Origin of the sequence: Streptomyces fagopyri, assembly GCF_009498275.1 — a bacterium.
Taxonomy (GTDB): Bacteria; Actinomycetota; Actinomycetes; order Streptomycetales; family Streptomycetaceae; genus Streptomyces; species Streptomyces fagopyri.
Genome location: NZ_CP045643.1, coordinates 7,192,394 through 7,212,569 on the forward strand (window position 1 = coordinate 7,192,394; position 20,176 = coordinate 7,212,569).

A 20,176-nucleotide genomic window follows, 5' to 3' on the forward strand; every position below is an offset into this window, starting at 1 on the left:
TACGCCTTCCGGTCCTAGAGGTCCCCACAGCCTCCCCGACCGACCCCCCACAGGAGGACGTGAGTTGAAGCACCGACGCATACCCGCGAGGCGTGCCGTCATGACGGGTGCGGGCATCGCCGCGCTCGTCGCCGCCGGAGCCACTTTCCAGACTGCGAACGCGAGCGAGACGCCGAAGGCCCCCGCACCGCACACGCTGTCGATCGCGGCGGCCGGAAAGCTCGCCTCGACCCTCGGCGAGGATCTCGGCGCCGGCGCGGCGGGAACGTATTACGACGCGAAGTCCCGTCACCTCGTCGTCAACGTGCTCGACGAGACCGCGGCCAAAGCCGTGGCGTCGGCCGGCGCCAGGGCCAGAATCGTCGAGAACTCCCTCGCCGAGCTGAAGAGCGCCCGTACGACGCTCAAGAGCGACGCGACCATCCCGGGCACCTCCTGGGCGACCGACCCGCAGACCAACAAAGTCGTCGTCACCGCGGACCGTACGGTCTCCAAGGCCGAATGGGCCAAGCTGACCGAGGTCGTCGGCTCGCTCGGCTCCAAGGCCGAACTCCAGCGCACGAAGGGGGAGTTCAAGCCCTTCATCGCGGGCGGTGACGCCATCACCGGCTCCGGTGGCCGCTGCTCGCTCGGCTTCAACGTCGTCAAGGGCGGCCGGCCGTACTTCATCACCGCCGGCCACTGCACCCAGGCGATCTCCACCTGGTCGGACTCCAGCGGCGACCAGATCGGCACGAACGAGCAGTCCAGCTTCCCGGACAACGACTTCGGGCTGGTCAAGTACACGGGGAGCGCCGAGCACCCGAGCGCGGTCGACCTCTACAACGGTTCCTCGCAGTCCATCACCAAGGCGGCCGAGGCGACCGTCGGCGAGAAGGTCACCCGCAGCGGTTCGACGACCCACGTGCACACCGGCACGGTCACCGGCCTGGACGCCACCGTGAACTACGGCAACGGGGACATCGTCAACGGGCTCATCCAGACCGATGTCTGCGCCGAGCCCGGTGACAGCGGCGGTTCGCTCTTCGACGGCGACAGTGCCATCGGCCTCACCTCCGGCGGCAGCGGCGACTGCACCTCGGGCGGTGAGACCTTCTTCCAGCCCGTCACCGAGGCGCTCTCGGCGTTCGGCGCCCAGATCGGCTGACCGTTCGTCCGCTTCTTCGGCAGAGGTCCCGTCCCCGCACTCGCGGGGGCGGGACCTCCGCCGTGCGCGCCCCACGAACGGGGTCGTCCCGTCGACCCCGAGGACGACCCCGGGGCGCCGGCACCGTGTGAACCCCGGGCCGACCGTGATCGTCGCTGCGCCATCGCGGTCATCCGACCGCTCCTGCCGTCCGGTCGCTTCCATCATTCGGCCGCCCTGTCATTCGGCCGTTCCCGTCATCCGGCCACTCGGTCATCGCGACCGGGTCGGAGTCCGACGCGTCACGGAGCGTCCCGTTTGCGCCGCGCACGGTAGCCGCCCGCTCGCCCGAGGCCGTCGAACGGCGGCGGTGCGGAGCGTGCCGCGGGGTGTTCTCCCCCAACTGCGCGGCCCCGCTGGGGAGGTGGCCGCGCGATACCTGTTCCGGCCGCCGCTCCCCTCGCCAAAAAATCGCTGATGTGTTCGAATCAGATCGCTGACCGGGGCTGATGGGGTTAGAGTAATCGAACGGGCGTGCGATGAACATATCGGGCGCATGGCTGAAAAGGGGTGGAGTGATGGAGGTGCGGCATGGCGGGCTTCGCCCATCTGCACGTCGCGTCCGGTTACTCCATCCGCTACGGCGCGGCCCATCCCGAACAGCTCGTCCGGCGGGCGTCCGAGCGAGGCATGACCGCACTCGCGCTCACCGACCGGGACACGGTCACCGGCGCCGTCCGGTTCGCACGGGCGTGCGCCGGAGGGGGAATACGGCCGATCTTCGGGGTCGACCTCGCGGTGGAGGCCCTCGCGCCGCCGCCTCCCGCCCAGCGGCCCCGAACCCCGGTGCACGGTGGCGCGCACGTGGTCGAACCGCCGCTCCGGTTCACGCTCCTCGCGCGGAACGGGGCGGGATGGGCGCGACTGTGCCGCATCACCTCGGCCGCCCATGCCGGTGCCGTGTCCGGTACGCCGCCGGTGGTGCCGTGGGAGGCGCTGCGCGAGTACGGCGGTTCCGGTCTGACGGTGCTGCTCGGGCCGCTCTCGGAGCCGGTCCGGGCGCTGGCGGTGGGCAGGGAGGACGTCGCGATGAAGCTGCTGGCGCCCTGGAAGGAGATCTTCGGGAGGGAGGTCCGCTTGGAAGTCGTCGCGCAGAAACGTTTCGGCACAGGTCCGGGATCCCTGCGTCTGGCCGCCCGTACCCTCAACCTGGCCGACCGCACCCGCACCACCGCCGTACTCTCCAACGCCGTCCGCTACGCCGACGCCGGCCAGCACCGCCTCGCCGACGTCCTGGACGCGGCCCGGCTGCTGCGGCCGATCGACCGGCGCCGGCTGGACAGCGGGCAGCGCTGGCTCAAGGACGAGCAGGCGATGGCGGTCGTCGCGCGGATGGTCGCCGAATGCGCCGGAGCGGACGTGCGGCGGGCCCGCCGGCTGATGGCGGACACCGCGGACACGGCGGCCGCGTGCACCGTCGATCCCCGGGCGGACCTGGGGCTGGGCGTCGCGCACTTCCCGGAACCTTCGGTCTTCGGCGCCGAGCCCGGCGCGCGTGGAGCCGCTGAACTGCTGCGCGGGCAGTGCGAGGCCGGCCTGGCCCGGCGGGGCCTCGACCACGACCGGGCGGTACTCGGCCGGCTGGACGAGGAGCTCAAGGTGATCTCCAGGCTGAACTACGACTCGTACTTCCTCGCGGTCGGCCAGGTCGTGGCCGACATCCGGGCCAAGGGCATCCGGGTCGCGGCCCGCGGCTCGGGCGCCGGGTCGATGGTCTGCCACGCGCTGGACATCGCGACGGCCAACCCGCTCGACCACCGCCTGCTGTTCGAACGCTTCCTCAGTGTGCGCCGGGCCTCGCTGCCCGACATCGACATCGACGTGGAGTCCGCCCGTCGGCTGGAGTGCTACGACGTGATCTTCGACCGGTTCGGCAGGGAACGGGTGGCGGTCACCGCCATGCCCGAGACCTACCGGGCGCGCAGAGCCCTCAGGGACACCGGCCTCGCCCTCGGCATCGCGCCCGCGGACGTCGACCGGATCGCCAAGAGCTTCCCGCACCTGCGTGCCTCCGACATCACCGGCGCCCTCGCCGAACTGCCCGAACTGCGGCGACTGGCCGCCGAGGCCCACCGCTACGGGCCCCTGTGGGAGCTCGCGGAAGGCCTCGACTCCCTGGTCCACGGCATGGCCATGCACCCCTGCGGCGTGGTCATCAGCGACGCCACCCTGCTGGACCGTCTGCCCGTACAGCCCACCCCTCAGGGCGACTACCCGATGGCGATGGCGGCGAAGGAGGAGATCGAGGCGCTGGGCAACATCAAACTCGACGTCCTGGGCGTACGGATGCAGTCCGCGATGGCCCACGCCGTCGCGGAGATCGAACGGACCACCGGCAACCACATCGATCTGGACGACCCGAAGCAGGTGCCGCTCGACGACGTCTTCGCGTTCAAGCTCATCCAGGAGAGCCAGACCCTGGGCCTGTTCCAGCTGGAGTCGCCCGGCCAGCAGGACCTCCTGTCCCGGCTCCAGCCCCGTGACCCGCAGGACGTCATCGCCGACATCAGTCTCTTCCGCCCCGGCCCCGTCGCCGGAGGCATGCCCGAGCGGTACATCGCCGCCCGCCACGGCGGCACACCGGCCTACGCCCACCCGGACCTGGAGCCGGTGCTCGCCGACACGTACGGCGTGACCATCTGGCACGAGCAGATCATCGAGACGCTGTCGGTGATGACCGGCTGCGACCCCGCGCTGGCCGAGATCGCCCGCCGGGCGCTCGGCGACAAGAGCCGACTGCCCCGGATCAGGGACTGGTTCCACGGCCTGGCACGCGCGCGCGGGTACGGTCCGGCGGTGCGGGACGAGGTCTGGAGGACCGTCGAGGCCTTCGGCGCGTACGGCTTCTGCCGCGCCCACGCGGTCGCCTTCGCCGTACCCGCCCTGCAGAGCGCCTGGCTCAAGGCGCACCATCCGGCGTTCCTGCTGGCCGGTCTGCTCGAACACGACCCCGGGATGTGGCCCAAGCGCGTCCTCGTCTCCGACGCCCGCCGACGCGGTGTCCCCGTCCTGCCCGTCGACGTCAACCGTTCCAAGGCGAAGCACACCGTGGAACGGACCGACGGGGAGCAGTGGGGGGTGAGGCTCGCGCTGTCCGCGGTGCACGGCATCAGTGAGGACGAGTGCGCCAGGATCGAGGAGGGCCGGCCGTACGGATCCCTGTCGGACTTCTGGCAGCGGGCCCGTCCGGGCAGACCCGTCGCCGAACGTCTCGCCGGGATCGGCGCCCTGAACTCCCTGCACGACGGCCGCCTCACGCGCCGCGACCTGCTGCTGCAGATCGCCGAACTGCACCGGCAGTCCCGTAACCGAACCGCGGGCTCAGGCCAACTGCCCCTGGACGCGGGCGCCGTGGGCGGGGCGGAACCCAGTGGCCTGCCTGAGATGACGGGACGCGAGGCCCTGAGCGCCGAGCTGAACACCCTCGGCATCGACGTCTCCAGGCACCTGATGGAGCACCACCACCGCCTCCTGCGGGAGATCGGCGCGACCGACGCGGCGCACCTGGCCGGGCTGCGCGCCGGCCGGCAGGTCCTCGTCGCCGGGGTACGCGCCTCGACCCAGACCCCGCCGATCGCCAGCGGCAAGCGGGTCATCTTCGTCACCCTGGAGGACGGCTCCGGCCTGGTCGACCTGGCCTTCTTCGAGGACTCCCACCCGGCCTGCGCGTACACCGTCTTCCACAGCGGGCTGCTGCTGGTGCGCGGCACGGTCCAGGTGCGCGGCACCCGCCGTACCGTCGTCGGCACCATGGCCTGGGACCTGGACGAGATCGCCGCGGCCCGCCGCGACAACGGCCCCGAGGCCGCCCTCGTCCTCCTCGGCGCCGACCACCCGCACCCGACCCCCGCCCAGCCTCCGGGGCAGGCGCACCCGACCCCCGCCCAGCCGGTCCGGGGACGGCCGCAGCAGGCGCCCGCCCCGACGCGGCGCACCCTGGCCAACGGCACCACGGGCGCCCGGCTGCACCCGTACGCCGACCTGCGGCCGGCCGGCAGCCGTTCGGCCGACCTGAAGAAGTTCGGTTACACCAGCCCAGGGAGCGCGGGATGAACGGAACGAGTCCACGTCGGCGGCACATCGCCCACCTCCACCTCCATCTGCGCGCGGCACTCGCGGAGGCTCGGTACGGCGACATAATCGAACTGATGTCCGGTATCACGCCACACGTCCAGGCGGTACCGCCCGACGCCGTCCAACTCGATCTGACGTCGGCGCTCCGGTACTTCGACCTGTCTCCCTACGACCTGGTCCAGACGACGATGATGCGGCTGAAGGCGCTCTACGGCATCGACAGCAGCGCCGGCCTGGCCGGCAACCGGATGCTGGCGGCCATGGCGGCCGACGCGTCGGCGCCGGGCGACACCACCTGGATCCGGGACGGACAGGCCGCGGCCTGGCTGGGGCCCCGCCCGGTCACCGCGCTGCCGGGGATCGGCCGCGCCACGGCGGAGACGCTCACCGGATACGGACTGCACACCATCGGCCAGATCGCCGACATCCCCGCGGCGACCCTGCAGCGGCTTCTCGGAGCCGGCTCGGCCCGGCTGCTGGCCGAACGTGCCCGGGGCCGTGACCCCCGCCCGGTCACCCCGATGGAACCGGCGGCGTACCTGACGGCCGACCTCGCGCTCGACCGGGACTGCCTCGATCCGGCGCGGCATCACCGAGCCGTCCTGGGACTCGCCGACCGGATCGGTCAGCGGCTGCGCGGTGAACGCCAGGTCGCCGGCCGGATCACCCTCACGGTCCGGTACGCCGACCGCGGTTCCACCACGCGCTCGCGCACACCGGCGGAACCCACCAACCACTCACCGGACCTCGCCGCGACCGCTCTGGGTCTGCTGACCGCCCTGGGTCTGCAGCGGGCGCGAGTCCGTGGCTTCGCGATCCGCGCCGACGACCTGCTGCCGGCCGGCGGCGCCCACCACCAGCTCTCCCTGGACCCGGGCGACACCCGGGCCCGTGCCACCGAGGCGGCGGCGGACCGGGCCCGCCGGCGCTTCGGGGCGGAAGCGGTACGCCCGGCCACCCTGGCCACCGCATCGGCACCGGGAATCCCGCCCCGCAGCGTGGCGGCCGGCTCGCGGAACTGACGCGGGCTCGTGCGGGCCGCCCCGCCGGGCCGGTCGCGGAGGGATCAGCGCAGCGCGACCTCGCCCGCGCGGACGGCGCGCAGGGCGCGCTCGACCGTCTCCTGGTTCTCGCCGACCGGAGCCACGTAGTCGAGGACACCGCGCGCGGCGTCCTCCCCGAGCGTGCGGGTGATCACCCACGTGGCCAGATACTGGGACGCCAGGCAGCCACCCGCCGTGGCGATGTCGCCCTCGGCGTGGAACGGGGCGTCCAGCACGGTGACGTCGTACGCCTCGACGAAGGGCCGGCTCCTCCTGTCCGTGCACACCGGCATGTCACCCAGCAACCCGAGCCGGGCGAGCACCAGCGCGCCGGAGCACTGTGCCCCGATCAGCTGACGCGCCGGGTCGAGCCGGAGCCTGGAGATCAGCCGGTCGTCGGCGACCACGTCCCGCGCCTTCACCCCGCTGCCGATCAGTACGACGTCGGCCTCGGTCACGAACTCCATCGGGCGCTGCCCGGTCACCTCGACGCCGTTCATCGACGTGACCACCGGCTCCGGCGTCGTGATGAAGGCTTCCAGGCCGTCCTCGCGGCACCGGTTGATCAGTGCGGAAGCGATGAAGCTGTCGAGTTCGTTGAACCCGTCGAAAGTGACCACGGCTACCCGCATCACGACTCCTCCTGGCAGGACGTCGGAAGCGTCAGTGTTCCTGGCGCCGTGTTCCGGATCGAGAGCCAATCGGCGACAGGTGGTATGCCTGCCGGCTCGCCGCCTTCGATCCGGTGGACGGTGATCCGGTGGATGACGATCCGGTGGATGACGGCCGGGTGGGCGACACGGACCGCCGGATCGAGTGGGCCGCCAGGGTCAGTTGGCCCACGGCGGGGTGATGACCGAGCCGTCGGCCAGTTCCGCCCGGAGGCCGATGGACGTGGTGACCCAGGAGGTCGCGGTCTGCCGGGTGGGGTTCTCGACGCCGAAGGCCGTGCCGGGATTGATGATCACCGTGTCGCCCGCGGTGATCCGCTCGGTGCGGCCGTCGAGCGTGATCAGCAGCTCCCCGGTGAGCAGATGGAAGATCTCCTCCCGGTTGACCGTGTGCACAGGGGCCTTCGTCCCGGCGGGGATCTCGCCCCGCCAGGCGCACAGCTCCTCGCTGCCGCTGAGGGGGGTGGCGTACGAGACGAAACGGGCGCCGTGGATCTCGTGGACGACGGCGTCGGACGGGCGGACGACGGGCATGGCTGGCCTCCGGTGCGTGGGGAAAATGGTCAAGCGACTTGACTACATGGTCAACCTTGTTGACTACATAGTCAAGCCGCTTGACCAGTGGGCGGGGAGTGTTTCAATGCTCCCGTGCAGAACTCCGAGGCCATGGCCCTGTCCGCCGCCCTGCTCGCCGTCGCCGGTGAGCTGACGCAGCGCATCCACGAGGGCGTCGTCGCCCGCGGGTTCGAGGGGCTGCGGCCCGCGCACGGCTTCGCGTTCACACGGCTCGCTCCGGACGGCGCGACGGTCACCGAGCTCGCGGCACACCTCGGGGTCACCAAGCAGGGCGCGAGCCAGCTCGTCGACGAGCTCGTGCGCAAGGGGTACGTGGAACGCCACCCGCACCCCGGTGACGCGCGTGCCCGCCTGATCGTGCTGACCGAGCGCGGCTGGGCCTGCACCCGTGCGGCGGAGGAGTCGGCGGCGGAGGCCGTCCAGCCGTGGGTCGAGCTGCTCGGTGAGGGTGAGGTGGGCGTGTTGCGTGAGCGGTTGCTGCGGATCGCCCCCTACGGTCCGATCAGGCCCACCTGGTGACGATTCGGGCGTCCCATATATCAGCAACACCGACTACCACTGGAAGTTTTTACTGACGCGTAACTTCACAGTTGGGCTACTCACTCGTAACTTGACGAGTGAACAGCATCCTCGTGATCCGGATCACAGGGCGTATGCCGTCGTCACTCCCTTGAGCCGCAAGGAGATCACCCGATGCTGCCCTGGAAGCGCCTGGTCAGACCCCTCGTCGCACTGCTGCTGGCCACCGCCGTCGCGGTCGTCCCCGCCGCCACCGCACATGCCGCAGCACCGAGCAGCGGTTGGAACAACTACTCCTGCCGCCCCTCGGCCACCCATCCCCGCCCCGTCGTTCTCGTCCACGGCACCTTCGCGAACTCCGTGGACAACTGGCTGTCCTTCGCGCCCTACCTGGTGGACCGCGGGTACTGCGTCTACTCGCTCGACTACGGGCAACTGCCCGGCGTCCCGCTCTTCAACGCCCTCGGTCCCATCGACAAGTCGGCCGGACAGCTCCAGGTCTTCGTCGACAAAGTGCTCGCCTCGACCGGCGCAGCCAAGGCGGACCTCGTCGGCCACTCGCAGGGCGGCATGATGCCCCGCTACTACCTGAAGTTCCTCGGCGGAGCCGCCAAGGTGAACACCTTCGTCGGTATCGCGCCCGACAACCACGGCACCACCCTCGACGGCCTCACCAAACTGCTGCCGTACTTCCCCGGCGCCGAGGACCTGCTGTCCGCGGTCACGCCCGCGCTCGCGGATCAGATCGCCGGGTCCGCGTTCCTGACCAAGCTCAACGCCGGCGGCGACACCGTCCCGGGCGTCCACTACACGGTGATCGCCACCAAGTACGACGAGGTGGTCACCCCCTACCGTTCACAGTTCCTCACCGGACCCGACGTCCACAACGTGCTGCTGCAGGACCTGTGCCCGGTCGACCTCTCCGAGCACGCGGCGATCGGTCTCCTCGACCGGATCGCCTTCCACGAGGCGGCGAACGCCCTCGATCCCGCGCACGCCACCACCACCAACTGCGCCTCGGTGTTCAGCTGATCCCTGGCCCGTTGCCGGGTCCTGTCCGGCCTGAGCCGCCGGACAGGACCCGGAGTTCTTTCCGCCCCGCGGGAGGGAAGGGCCGGGAGCAGGACGAGTGGGGAGAGTCCCGTCGACCGCGCGGAGGGCGTGCCATGCGCCGCGAGGGCAGGTGGGACTTTCGCGTCACGCCCTAACGACCGTGCCGTCCACCGTGTGCCGCGCGGCGGTGCACGGAGGCGAACAGCGCGGCCGCGCCCAGCGCCAGCGCGCTCGCGCCACCGATCGCGAGGTACGGGGTGTTGGAATCACCGCCGGTCTCGGCGAGGTCCACCGAGGCACCGGCCGCCTCGGGCCGATCGGCCGAAGCGTCGGAGACGCCGGACGCGTCCGAGCCCCCGGACGTGCCGGAGCCCGGGGAGCCCGCGGTCGGGGTGGCCGTACCGTGGTGATGGTCGTGCCGCACCGTCGACTTGTCGGCACCGTCGGCGATCTGTTCCTCGGAGGGAGCGGAGGCGACCGGCGCGGGCGCGCTCGACGCGGGGGAGACGCCGCTCCCCGAACCGCCGCCGGGGGAACCGGTGTTGCCGGGGCCGCTCCCGCCCGACCCGCCGCTGCCCGAACCGCCCTTGCCCGAACCGCCCTTGCCCGAACCGTCGTTACCCGAGCCGCCGCTTCCGCCGAAGGTGACGTCGGAGCAGGAGTAGAAGGCCTCCGGGCTGTCCGAGCGCTGCCAGACCGCGTAGAGGAGCTGCTTGCCCAAGCGCTTCGGCAGGGTGCCGGAGAAGGTGTAGTAGCCGTTCGTCGCGGTGGGGTCGGTCTTCGAGGCCACCGGGTGCGTCAGATCCAGATCCCCCCAGGCCAGCGGCTTCGACGGGTCGTAACCGTCCTTGGTGAGGTAGACGTTGAAGGTTCCCTTGTGGGGGGCGGTCACCCGGTACCTGAAGGTGTACGCGCCCGCGTTCACGGCCGTCGCGGGCCAGTCGGCGCGGGCCAGGTCCAGGCCCTTGAACTCGTCGTTGCCCGCGCTGCACAGCTTCCCGTCGGGAACGACCTGCTGGTGCCAGCCGTTCGCGTCGCCGATCCGGATGCCGTTCCAGTCGTACAGCGCCTGGGTGCCGCCTGCCGCGACGGCCGCCTCGCAGGCGGCCGACCGGGGACTCTCGGGACCTTCCGCGTAGCACTGGAAGACCCGGCTGACGGGGTCCCCCATCGAACCGTGCGCCGAGGCGGGCACGGCGGCGAACGCGGTCAGGGCGAGCGGGGCGACACCGACGGCGGCGAGGCTGGCGGCCTTGCGGCGACCGGACATGGGGGAGCTCCTCGGTCGAAACGGTCCTGAACGGGCGCGAACAGCCCGGAGTACGTGGGGGGTGATCAGCAAGCTAGCCCCAAGAATCCGCGGAATCACCAGCTGGGGGAGGGTGCGGGAGATCTTTATGGCCGCGTTAAGGCGGGGCTAACGGGGGGCTCAGGCTGGGGGGTTGGGGCACCCCGCCCCACCTGCGCCGGGGCCGTTGCACCGTCCGTGGTCGTCCATGGCCGTCCGTCCTGAGATGCCTGGGTTGGCTCTCAGAACGGCTCCCAGTGAGGCGCCCAACAGGATCGTGGCCACTGCCCTCCATGGCGGACGCGATCTGCGGCCAGTGTGCTCAGGTCACTCCGGCTCTCGCGGCAGCCCAGGTGAGGCACATCCCACTACGGCGAGTTGTTGTCGACCGTGGCTGACCGCGTGATGTGGCACAGCTGGGGCACGGGCCGACACCCGCTTTAGGAGTTCGATCACCGACCCATACGACGTCCGGCAACGCGCCCGTGAGGCTGCATCGGTTTCCGGGTCGTGGCCGCCCCTGTGCGCTCCGGTCCGTCGCCTTTGATGTCAACCGGTGATGTCAGGGGCAGCCGCTGCGCTCGCCGCTCTTGTGGTCTGTTCGGTGGATACCGGCGTGCCGTGCAGGGGCTGACATCCGGCCTGTCGTCACTGTGAGCGATAGCAGACGTGATTGACGTGTAGCTCTGGACCGGGGCTACCGCCCGAGAAGAAGGAGGCCCCATGGCAGCGTTTCGAGGCATCTGTCTGCGCGGCGCGATCGCTGTGGCCGGTACGGTGGTGAGTTTGGTGGCCATTCCCGCGACGGCCCAGGCTGCGACGACCAACGTGCCCTGTAACCCGACCGCACTGAAGAACGCGATCACTGGCGCCCACTCCGGGGACACGCTGGTGCTGGCCCACAGATGCGTCTACAGCTACACCACGCCGGACAACGCCAACAACGCTTTGCCCGTGATCACCAAGAAACTCACCGTCAAGGGACGCGACGCCACCATCCAACGAGACCCGACGACGGCAGCCCTGTTCCGCATCTTCGAAATCGACGGACCCGGGAACCTGGCACTCAACGATCTCACCGTACGCAACGGCAGCGTCCCGGGTACCGCTGGTGGCAACATCTTCGTCAATCCGGGTGGGACACTCAGCCTCACCCGTAGCGTCGTGACGAACGGCACCGCCACCGACGGCGGCAACATCTTCGCCAATTCGGGTGGGACCATCGACCTCACCCGTAGCGTCGTGCGGAACGGCACCGCCTTCGACGGCGGCGGCTTCTTCATTCTCGCCTCTGCCACCGTGCGGATCCGTCACAGTGCCGTCGGCTACAACACCTCGGCAGGATTCGGCGCCGGCATCTCGAGCAGAGGCGACCTCACCATCGCCGACGGCACCACGATCAGCAATAACGCCACGGGCGGCGTGGGTGGCGGACTCGCCAACAGCGGCCCGGCGACGATCGATGATTCCGCGATCTTCTCGAACAGCGCAGCCAGCACCGGTGGCTTCAGAGGTGGTGGAGGGATCTTCAACCTCAACTCCGGCAAGGTGAACCTGCACCACACCCGTGTGGAGCACAACACGGTCACCGCGACGGCGAACGCGCCGGGCGTGGGCGGGGGGATCTCGAACCAGGGAGTGGCCGCCACGGTGACGATCGACGGCGGAAAGATCGGACACAACTCGGCCCAGGGGAACAACGCCCAGGGTGGTGGCGTCTACAACGAGGGCACGCTGAGCACCAAGCGGCTTGAGATCGAACACAACACCTCCACCGGCACGGGTGCCCAGGGCGGTGGTCTGACCAACAACGGTGGGACCGCCACGCTCACCAGCAGCCAGGTGGAGCACAACACCAGCAGCGCCCCTCCCGGCGGAATCAACAACAAGTCCGGCACGGTGGCCCTGAACAACAGCAGGGTGAAGCACAACAAGCCCACCAACTGCGCCGGCAGCGCAGTCCCGGTGCCTGGCTGCGTGAACTGACCAACCGGATTGACCCACCGCCTTCCCCAGCTCCCATCCCGTCCGCCCGTCGACCCACGCCCGCTCGGCTCTGCCGGGGGCGATGGCGGACGGGATGGGAGTTCCCGCACGCCCCCTACGGCCCGCAGTCGGGAACGGTGCCCCTCCATCCCGGTGCCGGCCGATCCCCCGCCGGAGGCATTGCCTCGACCATGGCCTGCCCTATGAGGGTGATCGACTCATGGCCTCCGGCCCCATCCATGTGTGGGCGCGCGGAGACGCAGCCGTGGCGGAGCGGAGCGGGCCGGAGGCAGGAGCGACGCCCCGAGCGGAGCCGGTGACGCGCCCGGCGGAGCCGCGGCTGGTGGCCGCCGACGCTCTTTGCCGTGGAAGCGGCCCCCGCACGGACCATCTGGCACGTGAGTGGCACGGCGTCCCCCGACAGCCGAAAAAGGTACGCAACTCGACCGAAGAAGAGGCCCACAGGCCGCGTCCAACAGGACTGCCAGTGGGCGCCGACACGGCGACACGAAGACGCGGAAGAGCCGGCGGTAGCCGGCCATGCCGCGGCAAGCCGCTCAGGTGATGAAGGCACACAAGGCCCGGCAAGAGGCCGGCTGTCGAGCAGCCGGCGGAGAGTGGACCGACGAGAGACTCGTCTTCCCCACGGAGACCGGCGAGCCGCGCAGCGCCCTGAACGTCCGTCGCAACTTCCGGACGCTCCTGAAAGAAGCGCGCTTCGAGAACCCGCAGCACTGGACCCCACACGAGCTGAGGACAGGCTTCGTGTCCCTGCTCTCGGACCACGGAATCCCGATCGAAGTCATCGCCCGTCTCGTCGGTCACAACGGCAGTGGGACGACGGAGAGGGTCTCTCGCAAGCAACCGCGACCCGTCATTTCAGAGGGCGCGGAAGCGATGGACGACATCTTCGGAGACGACGGTAGGGCGGGCGCGTCCGGACCAGCGGCAGCCGGCTGATTCTTCGGGCATGGCTCCCTGTTTGGCTCCCTCCGGCCGCACGACTCCCTATGACCCCCCTCTGAGCTGCGAGAAAGCCCGGAGGGGAGGTCATCGGGCCCTCACGGCCGCGTTAAGGCGGGGCTAACGGGGGGCTCAGGATGGGGCGTTGGGGCACCCCGCCCCACCTGCGCGGGAGCTGCTGAGCCGTCCGTGGCTGTCCGTGGCTGTTCGCTGTGGGACGCCCGGGCCGGCTTCCTGGTCGGCTCCCGGTGGGCTCCCGGGCAAGGTGCTCGACAGATCCTGGCCACTGCGTCCAGGGACGTGATCCGCGACCGGAGTGCGCGGCCCATTCCGCACTGCGGCTCCGGCGGGAGCCCGGGCGCGCGGCACATCTCGTCGATGACGATCAGTGTCCGTCCGAAGCGTTCCGTGTTCTCCATTTCACTGGGGAGAAGGAGGGGGACGCCGTCAGGGGCGAGTTCATGCGGGGGGCAGGGTCGCTGCCCGGTGGGGTCGTACTCCCTGACTGGCGGAAGGCTTCGAACGCGGTCTGGTGCGAACATTTGATGGCTCATCAGCCGATTGTTCGTCTATTGGTCGTATTTGCCTGTTACATGCCGAAGAGTGTTGTGGCGCAAGGCGGGGGGAGCGGCGTGGCGAGTGTCCGGTGGCTGGAAACCGCTTCCATCGCAATGGTCAACGGGTGGGTGTACTCGCCCGTGAACTGGGTGTCGGGGCCCGTGGGGGCTGGGTGAGTACTACAAGCGACTGTCACTGAAATGTCCTGATATGGCGACACGAAGCGGTGCATCCCTCGTCGGGTCCGGCGGGCGGCCAGGCTTTGCGTTCTCGGCACCAGCCGGGATCCGCACACCGCCCGCTCCCGGCCACTCCACGCTGGTCGGGGGCGGGCTCGTCCCTCAAAGGGGAGCACGTTGATGTCCTCTCGTTCGATCTCCCGCATCGCCGCGGCGACTGTGGCCGCGGGCGCCGCGCTCGGTACGGCCGCACTGCCGGCCTCCGCCCAGACCAGCCCCCACCGCGCCGCCTCATATCGCTCGGCTGTGGTCATCAGCGATGTGCAGGCTGACTCCCCGGGCTTCGACGACCGCTCCAATTACTCCCTGAACCGGGAGTGGATCGACGTCACCAACACCTCCCGTCGCAGTGTGAACCTCGACGGCTGGACCCTGTCGGACGAGGACGGCCACTCCTACACCTTCGACCACTACCGCCTCGACGGCCGCGCAACCGTCCGTGTCCACACCGGTATCGGCCGCGACACCTACCGCGACGTCTACCAGGACCGCCGCAATTACGTCTGGGACAACCGCTCCGACACCGCGACCCTCCGCAACGACTACGGCTGGTTCGCCGACGAGGTCTCCTGGGGCGGTCGTCACTTCCGTGACCGCGACGGCTGGCGCTGGGACGACTTCGGTAGCCGGCACTTCCGTGACGGCCGGCGCTTGGGTGACCTCGGCGGCCGTCACCACCGTGACCGCGACGGAGCGCACAACGGCGGCCACGGCGGAACCCCGCGAACCGGCGGCCAGCACGGCCAGCACGGCCAGCAGGGTCAGCAGGGTCAGCAGGGTCAGCAGGGTCAGCAGGGTCAGGGTGGCCAGCACCAGGGTGGCCAGGCCGGTCAGGGCGGGCAAGGTGGTCAGGCCGGTCAGGGCGGGCAGGGTGGCCAGCACCAGGGCGGGCAGGGCGGTCAAGGTGGCCAGCACCAGGGCGGGCAGGGCGGTCAGGCAGGTCAGGGTGGTCAGGGCGGGCAGGCCGGTCAGGGCGGTCAGGCCGGTCAGGGTGGTCAGGCCGGTCAGGGTGGTCAGGCCGGTCAGGGCGGTCAGGCAGGTCAGGGTGGCCAGCACCAGGGCGGGCAGGGTGGTCAGGCCGGTCAGGGTGGTCAGGGCGGGCAGGGCGGCCAGGGCGGCCAGGGCGGGCAGGGCGGTCAAGGTGGCCAGCACCAGGGCGGTCAGGGTGGCCAGGGTGGCCAGGCCGGTCAAGGTGGCCAGCACCAGGGTGGCCAGGCCGGGCAGGGCGGCAGCCACTGACTCCGTGTCCCGGACCGTGAGGCCGGTCACCGACTGATGTAGAGCTTGACGGCGCGCAGTGGGCTATTCGGCCTCTGCGCGCCGTTCCGCGTGATCGGCGGCCGGCCGAACAGTCCTCGCCCGCTGTCTCATCGTCAGGCGCCGGGCAGGCTCTCGTGGCCCGGGGTGAGCTGGGCCTCCGAAGCCAGAGAGCGGCCGGGACCCTCGCCCCCGGCCGTCGGCTGTACGGAACCCGCGACCGATGCCCGTCAACGACAGCCGTCCTGGGCGGACATGCCGTGCCGTCCACCGACGCGAGCCGCGGCGACTGGAGCGGCATCGGGGCACTCTGTCTCGTCGGCGATCTGCGTGACGCAGGCTTCGAGGACCGCCTCATGCGAACCGTCGAGGTTCCTCTTCATGCCCTCCAGCCTCAGGGGAGGCGAGGACGGTCTGCGCCGCTCGGCGGCGTGAGGAAATGCGCCGCCAATCCTGTGGCGACCAGACCGGCCGCAACGAGCAGACCCTGCGGCAGCACCATGCCGGTGATCAGCATCACTATGGAAAGGGCCAGCAGGGACCAGGCCGTACCGCGCCGTCGCCGATACGCGCAAGGCCGGCGCGGGTGCCCTGTCTGCGGACCCCGGGCAAATGGAGTGTCGCTCTGCCGGGTCTGCGTTTCGAGGTCTTCCCGTGGATTGATGACGGGGGGCGTCATGAGTCCTCCTCCCGGGAACCAGAGGGCCGAATGGGATCAATGTCACCATTGCATGCGGTACCGGGGCAGAACCATCGGGCTCGGCACCCATAATCCGGTACCGCCCATCACGGAGTGCGACGTACCGTGACGTCTGCCGCGCGTCGCGTGAAGTCGCCCTGCCGGCGAGAAACAGGGCATCCGCGGCCCGCCCCGGTCAGCCCGCCTCGGTCAGCCCGTCCCGGTCGGTCCGCCTCGGTCGGTCCGTGCGGTGCTCCGGTGCGGTCCGCTCGGAGTCGCTCGTGGTGAGGGCCGTGCGCGCGGCCCGCAGCAGTTCTTCGGAGATCGGGTCGTCCCGGGTGGCGCGGGCGAGGACGAGTGCGCCGACCATGGTGCAGAGCTGGGCCATGCCGTCGTCGTCACCGGTGGCCAGCCGGGCGGCCCGGTTCCGTACGCCGTTGATGTAGACGTGCTGCGAGCGGGCGCCCTGGTCGGGTTCGCGCCCAAGGTCCGTGGCGAACCCGGAGACGGGGCAGCCGTCCCCGGCGTGATCGCGGTGCCAGACCGAGAGGTACTGCTCGATCAGCGTGCGGCGGGCGGCTTCGTGGTCCCCGGAGGGCTCCTCCGGGCCGGCCGGCGAGTGTGCCGACGGATCCTCGAAGGCGTGCGTGATGGCCTCGTCGACCAGTTCCTCCTTGGAGGCGAACTGCTTGTAGAAGGCGCCGTGGGTGAGCCCGGAGGCCGTCATCAGGTCCGCGATGCTGACCGCGGTGCCCTTCTCGCGGAACAGCCGGGAAGCGGTGGCCACCACGTACTGCCGGTTCTCCTGCGCCTGCGCCCTGGACACACGGCCCACGGAATCACTCTCCCCGGATAACTGTCGCTTGGCATCTATTCTATCCCGTGTTTAGTCTGACGACGACATCTATTTTGTCGGCGAGGCCACCCGCGGATCGGGCCGGGCCCCGGGCCGCCTCCCGCCGTCCGAGGCCGGCGGCCCCGCCCGGCAACCGCAGAACCATCGACAGCACTGGAGACGCCCGTGGCATCACCACCCACTCCCGCCGAGTCCACGACACCCGCGGAGTCCACGACACCCGCGGAGTCCACGACACCCGCGCCGTCCGCGACACCCGCGCCGTCCGCGACACCCGCGCAGTCCACGACACCCGCGCCGCCCGACGGGCGGCGAAGGGTTTCCGAGGTGGTCCACCGCCGGCGCTGGGCCATCCTGGCGGTGCTCGCGTTCAGTCTCCTGGTGGTGATGCTGGACAACTCGATCCTCAACGTGGCGATGAAGACCATCGCCCAGCCCGCGCCCGCCGGACTCGGCTCGACCCAGAGCCAGCTGGAATGGGCGGTGAATTCCTACACGCTGGTCTTCGCCGGACTGCTCTTCACCGCGGGTCTGCTGGGCGACCGGCTCGGCCGCAAGAAGGTGCTGCTCCTCGGCATGGCCGTGTTCGGTGTGGGGTCCGTGCTGTCCGCGCTGTCGGACTCCTCCGGGCAGCTCATCACCTTCCGCGCCGTGATGGGCTTCGGCGGCGCGTTCATCCTGCCCGCCACCCTCGCGATCATCATGAACGTCTTCGAGCCCGAGGAGCAGCCCAAGGCCATCGGCATCTGGACCGGTGTGGTCGGTTTCGCCATAGCCGCCGGCCCCATCGCCGGCGGCGTCCTGCTGGAGCACTTCTGGTGGGGCTCGGTCTTCCTGGTCAATGTGCCGATCGTGATCGCCGCGATGGTCGCGATGGTCGCGATCGTCCCCGACTCCAAGGACCCCAGGCCCGGCAGGCTCGACCCGGTCGGCGTGCTGCTGTCGATCGTCGGTCTGGCGGTGCTGGTCTACGGCATCATCAAGGGCGGCCAGCTGGGCGACTTCACCCGGCCCGAGGCGTGGGCGACGATCCTGGGCGGCCTGGCGGTCCTCGCCGGTTTCGTGGTGTACGAGGCCCGCAGCGACCATCCGGCCCTCGACGTCGCCTACTTCCGCAACCGGCGGTTCTCCGCCTCCGTGGCCGCCATCGGCCTGGTCTTCTTCGCGCTCATGGGTGTCACGTTCTTCAGCGTCTTCTACAACCAGAGCGTGCGCGGCTACAGCGTCCTGCAGTCCGGACTGCTCGTGCTGCCGCTGGCCGTCTCCCAGATGTTCTTCGCCCCGCGGGCCCGGCTGGTCGTCAACCGCTTCGGCGCACGGGCCGTGTGCGCCGCGGGTCTCGTCCTGACCGCCGTGGCCTTCGCCGGCTTCCTGCTGCTCGGCCAGGACACCCCCATCTGGGTGCTGGAGGTGCTGTTCTTCCTGATGGGCACGGGGATGGCCCATGTGATGCCGCCCGCCACCGTCATGATCATGTCGTCGCTGCCGCGGGAGAAGGCCGGCTCCGGATCCGCGGTCAACAACACCTTCCGGCAGGTCGGCGGGGCGATGGGCATCGCCGTGCTCGGATCACTGCTGTCCACCACCTACCGCGACGGCATCGGCGACCGGCTGGGCGTCCTGCCCGGCTCCGAGCGGCACGCCGCGGGCGAGTCCGTCCAGGCGACGCTTGCCGTCGCCGAGAAACTGGGACCGGCGGGCAGGTCCCTGGTGCAGCCCGCGCACGACGCCTTCATCCACGCGATGCACATCACCGCGGCAGGGTCCGCGGCCGTCGCCCTGGTCGGCGCGGTCGTCGTCCTGGTCTTCCTGCCGGGCAAGGACGCAGCCCCGGCCGCCGGCGGTGCCACGTCCCGGCGCCGGACCCGCTGAGCCCGACGGTGATCACGAACCACGCCCGCGAGACACCCGAGGCGACCGCCTGCCGGGCACGATCCCGCGGTGTCGTCGCCGGAACCGCCGTCATCGAGACCGTACTGCGGCCGCTCGAAGCGCCGCCACGACACGTGAGGCCGCCACACGGACCCGCGGTGACATCACGGGGGCCAAGTCCTTGCCGACGGCTCCGTCTTCGCCCTGACCACACCTCGACTCAGATATTTCCCATGCTTTCGAATGCGAAGGAGATCGCCCGATGGTTGCCGACAACCTTGTTCTCATTCCCGGTGCCGGCGGCGTGGGCCGCACGGTCTTCGAGCACCTGCGTGCTCAGGATGTGCCGGTGCGATTCATGGTCCGCCGCGACGACGAGCGTGCCGCTGAGCTGCGCGCGCTGGGCGCGGAAGTCGTCATCGGTGACCTGACCAGGCCCGAGACGGTAGCGGCCGCGCTGGAGGGCGTGGCGCGGATGTACTTCGGGATGCGTGTGTCGCCGGACCAGCTGCTGGCGGCGACCGTGGTGGCCTCCGCCGCGAAGGAGTACGGGAAGCTGGAGGCCCTGGTCGACCTGTCCCAGATGACGGTGTCGCAGATGACCGCCACCAGCACGGAGGAGTCGCACCAGCAGCGGCTGCACTGGCTGACGGAGCAGGTGCTGAACTGGTCCGGCCTGCCCGTGGTTCACATCCGGCCGACGGTGTTCCTGGACACTCCGCTGTTCACCATGATGGCGGCGCTGTCGATTCAGGAGAACGGCACGATCGCGCTGCCGTTCGGCGCCGGACGCACCTCGCCGGTCGCCGTGGACGACGTCGCCCGGGTCGTCGCCACCGTGCTCCGGGATCCGGCGCCCCACGTGGGGCGGGTCTACGAACTGACCGGGCCGCGCTCGGTCGACATGACGGAGCTGGCCGCGGAATTCTCCCGGGCGCTGGGAAGGCCGGTGTCCTATGTGGACATGCCTCCGGAGCGGTGGGAGGCCCACCTCCCGAAGCTGGGGATGCCCCCGCACCTCGAACAGCACGTCGCCACCATGGCCCGGCTGCACCGGGACGACCGGTACAACCGCACCGCCGACGGTGTCGAGCGCGTGACGGGCACGCCCGCGCGGTCCATCGAGGCGTTCGTCACCGCCCGAAAGGACTTCTACCTGGGCTGAACCGCCCGGGAGTCCTCTCGGCCGGGCCGTCACCCGCGCGGACGGTGATCGATTCATCCGTGGTGGGGTGAGACGACGACAGGGCCGGTCAGCCGACGGGTCCTAGGGACGCCCAGGGACATGAGGTCGTACTCATCTCGCCCTGGGCGCCCCGGGGTTCACCCTCGCCTCCGGGGTCGGGGACCGCTCGA

At 70.5% G+C, this 20,176-nt stretch carries 15 protein-coding genes; 10 read left to right on the forward strand and 5 right to left on the reverse strand.

Annotation, left to right across the window (positions count from 1 at the left end; translation table 11 throughout):
* Nucleotides 1-64: 64 nt before the first annotated feature.
* The 3 genes from GFH48_RS31100 to GFH48_RS31110 all read left to right on the forward strand — a co-directional run bounded on the left by GFH48_RS31100 (nt 65) and on the right by GFH48_RS31110 (nt 6,282).
* The gene (locus tag GFH48_RS31100; protein WP_153291417.1) at nt 65-1,147 is read left to right on the forward strand and encodes a S1 family peptidase; all 1,083 of its coding nucleotides are present in this window, start codon (nt 65-67) and stop codon (nt 1,145-1,147) included.
* A 570-nt stretch (nt 1,148-1,717) separates the two neighbouring features.
* Nucleotides 1,718-5,239 (forward strand): DNA polymerase III subunit alpha, encoded by a 3,522-nt coding sequence (locus GFH48_RS31105; RefSeq protein WP_153291418.1) that lies wholly within the window; start codon nt 1,718-1,720, stop codon nt 5,237-5,239.
* Nucleotides 5,236-6,282, forward strand: coding sequence for a DNA polymerase Y family protein (locus tag GFH48_RS31110; protein WP_153291419.1), 1,047 nt, complete (start codon nt 5,236-5,238; stop codon nt 6,280-6,282). The genes GFH48_RS31105 and GFH48_RS31110 overlap by 4 nt, the downstream gene beginning before the upstream one ends.
* A gap of 44 nt (nt 6,283-6,326) precedes the next feature.
* Here the strand turns inward: GFH48_RS31110 and GFH48_RS31115 are convergent, their stop codons facing one another.
* Both GFH48_RS31115 and GFH48_RS31120 read right to left on the reverse strand, forming a co-directional pair.
* The gene (locus tag GFH48_RS31115) at nt 6,327-6,935 is read right to left on the reverse strand and encodes a DJ-1/PfpI family protein (protein WP_153291420.1); all 609 of its coding nucleotides are present in this window, start codon (nt 6,933-6,935) and stop codon (nt 6,327-6,329) included.
* Nucleotides 6,936-7,133: 198 nt separating this feature from the next.
* The gene (locus GFH48_RS31120) at nt 7,134-7,508 is read right to left on the reverse strand and encodes a cupin domain-containing protein (protein ID WP_153291421.1); all 375 of its coding nucleotides are present in this window, start codon (nt 7,506-7,508) and stop codon (nt 7,134-7,136) included.
* 114 nt (nt 7,509-7,622) lie between these two features.
* On the opposite strand from GFH48_RS31120, the gene GFH48_RS31125 reads away from it, so the two are divergent.
* Together GFH48_RS31125 and GFH48_RS31130 are read left to right on the forward strand one after the other, a co-directional pair.
* The gene (locus tag GFH48_RS31125) at nt 7,623-8,069 is read left to right on the forward strand and encodes a MarR family winged helix-turn-helix transcriptional regulator (protein ID WP_153291422.1); all 447 of its coding nucleotides are present in this window, start codon (nt 7,623-7,625) and stop codon (nt 8,067-8,069) included.
* A 174-nt stretch (nt 8,070-8,243) separates the two neighbouring features.
* Nucleotides 8,244-9,101, forward strand: a complete 858-nt coding sequence (locus GFH48_RS31130) for an esterase/lipase family protein (protein ID WP_153291423.1) — start codon at nt 8,244-8,246, stop codon at nt 9,099-9,101.
* A 172-nt stretch (nt 9,102-9,273) separates the two neighbouring features.
* Here GFH48_RS31130 and GFH48_RS31135 read toward each other — a convergent pair whose 3' ends face one another.
* Complete coding sequence (locus tag GFH48_RS31135; RefSeq protein ID WP_153291424.1) at nt 9,274-10,392, reverse strand: lytic polysaccharide monooxygenase auxiliary activity family 9 protein; 1,119 nt, start codon at nt 10,390-10,392, stop codon at nt 9,274-9,276.
* 741 nt (nt 10,393-11,133) lie between these two features.
* Between GFH48_RS31135 and GFH48_RS31140 the strand changes: the two genes are divergently transcribed.
* The 3 genes from GFH48_RS31140 to GFH48_RS40190 all read left to right on the forward strand — a co-directional run bounded on the left by GFH48_RS31140 (nt 11,134) and on the right by GFH48_RS40190 (nt 15,395).
* On the forward strand, nt 11,134-12,396 hold the full coding sequence (locus tag GFH48_RS31140) for a hypothetical protein (RefSeq protein ID WP_153291425.1): 1,263 nt from the start codon (nt 11,134-11,136) through the stop codon (nt 12,394-12,396).
* Nucleotides 12,397-12,960: 564 nt separating this feature from the next.
* Entirely contained in the window at nt 12,961-13,356 is a 396-nt protein-coding gene (locus tag GFH48_RS31145) for a tyrosine-type recombinase/integrase (protein ID WP_228121033.1), read from the forward strand.
* A gap of 920 nt (nt 13,357-14,276) precedes the next feature.
* Complete coding sequence (locus GFH48_RS40190) at nt 14,277-15,395, forward strand: lamin tail domain-containing protein (protein ID WP_194280726.1); 1,119 nt, start codon at nt 14,277-14,279, stop codon at nt 15,393-15,395.
* Between the two features lie 412 nt (nt 15,396-15,807).
* Here the strand turns inward: GFH48_RS40190 and GFH48_RS31155 are convergent, their stop codons facing one another.
* Together GFH48_RS31155 and GFH48_RS31160 are read right to left on the reverse strand one after the other, a co-directional pair.
* Nucleotides 15,808-16,092, reverse strand: coding sequence for a DUF3040 domain-containing protein (locus GFH48_RS31155; protein ID WP_153291427.1), 285 nt, complete (start codon nt 16,090-16,092; stop codon nt 15,808-15,810).
* Between the two features lie 196 nt (nt 16,093-16,288).
* Nucleotides 16,289-16,927 (reverse strand): TetR/AcrR family transcriptional regulator, encoded by a 639-nt coding sequence (locus tag GFH48_RS31160; RefSeq protein ID WP_153291428.1) that lies wholly within the window; start codon nt 16,925-16,927, stop codon nt 16,289-16,291.
* A gap of 348 nt (nt 16,928-17,275) precedes the next feature.
* Here GFH48_RS31160 and GFH48_RS31165 point away from each other — a divergent pair, with 348 nt between their 5' ends.
* On the forward strand, nt 17,276-18,820 hold the full coding sequence (locus GFH48_RS31165; protein ID WP_228121432.1) for an MFS transporter: 1,545 nt from the start codon (nt 17,276-17,278) through the stop codon (nt 18,818-18,820).
* Nucleotides 18,821-19,082: 262 nt separating this feature from the next.
* Nucleotides 19,083-19,985, forward strand: coding sequence for an NmrA family NAD(P)-binding protein (locus GFH48_RS31170; RefSeq protein ID WP_153291430.1), 903 nt, complete (start codon nt 19,083-19,085; stop codon nt 19,983-19,985).
* Nucleotides 19,986-20,176 lie beyond the last annotated feature (191 nt).

What these genes read in the sequence shown, in the direction of transcription:
- GFH48_RS31105 (WP_153291418.1), top strand. Translation starts at nt 1,718, where the DNA reads ATGGCGGGCTTCGCCCATCTGCACGTCGCGTCCGGTTACTCCATCCGC.
- GFH48_RS31110 (WP_153291419.1), top strand. Translation starts at nt 5,236, where the DNA reads ATGAACGGAACGAGTCCACGTCGGCGGCACATCGCCCACCTCCACCTC.
- GFH48_RS31115 (WP_153291420.1), bottom strand. Translation starts at nt 6,935, where the DNA reads ATGCGGGTAGCCGTGGTCACTTTCGACGGGTTCAACGAACTCGACAGC.
- GFH48_RS31120 (WP_153291421.1), bottom strand. Translation starts at nt 7,508, where the DNA reads ATGCCCGTCGTCCGCCCGTCCGACGCCGTCGTCCACGAGATCCACGGC.
- GFH48_RS31130 (WP_153291423.1), top strand. Translation starts at nt 8,244, where the DNA reads ATGCTGCCCTGGAAGCGCCTGGTCAGACCCCTCGTCGCACTGCTGCTG.
- GFH48_RS31135 (WP_153291424.1), bottom strand. Translation starts at nt 10,392, where the DNA reads ATGTCCGGTCGCCGCAAGGCCGCCAGCCTCGCCGCCGTCGGTGTCGCC.
- GFH48_RS31140 (WP_153291425.1), top strand. Translation starts at nt 11,134, where the DNA reads ATGGCAGCGTTTCGAGGCATCTGTCTGCGCGGCGCGATCGCTGTGGCC.
- GFH48_RS31145 (WP_228121033.1), top strand. Translation starts at nt 12,961, where the DNA reads ATGAAGGCACACAAGGCCCGGCAAGAGGCCGGCTGTCGAGCAGCCGGC.
- GFH48_RS40190 (WP_194280726.1), top strand. Translation starts at nt 14,277, where the DNA reads ATGTCCTCTCGTTCGATCTCCCGCATCGCCGCGGCGACTGTGGCCGCG.
- GFH48_RS31155 (WP_153291427.1), bottom strand. Translation starts at nt 16,092, where the DNA reads ATGACGCCCCCCGTCATCAATCCACGGGAAGACCTCGAAACGCAGACC.
- GFH48_RS31170 (WP_153291430.1), top strand. Translation starts at nt 19,083, where the DNA reads ATGGTTGCCGACAACCTTGTTCTCATTCCCGGTGCCGGCGGCGTGGGC.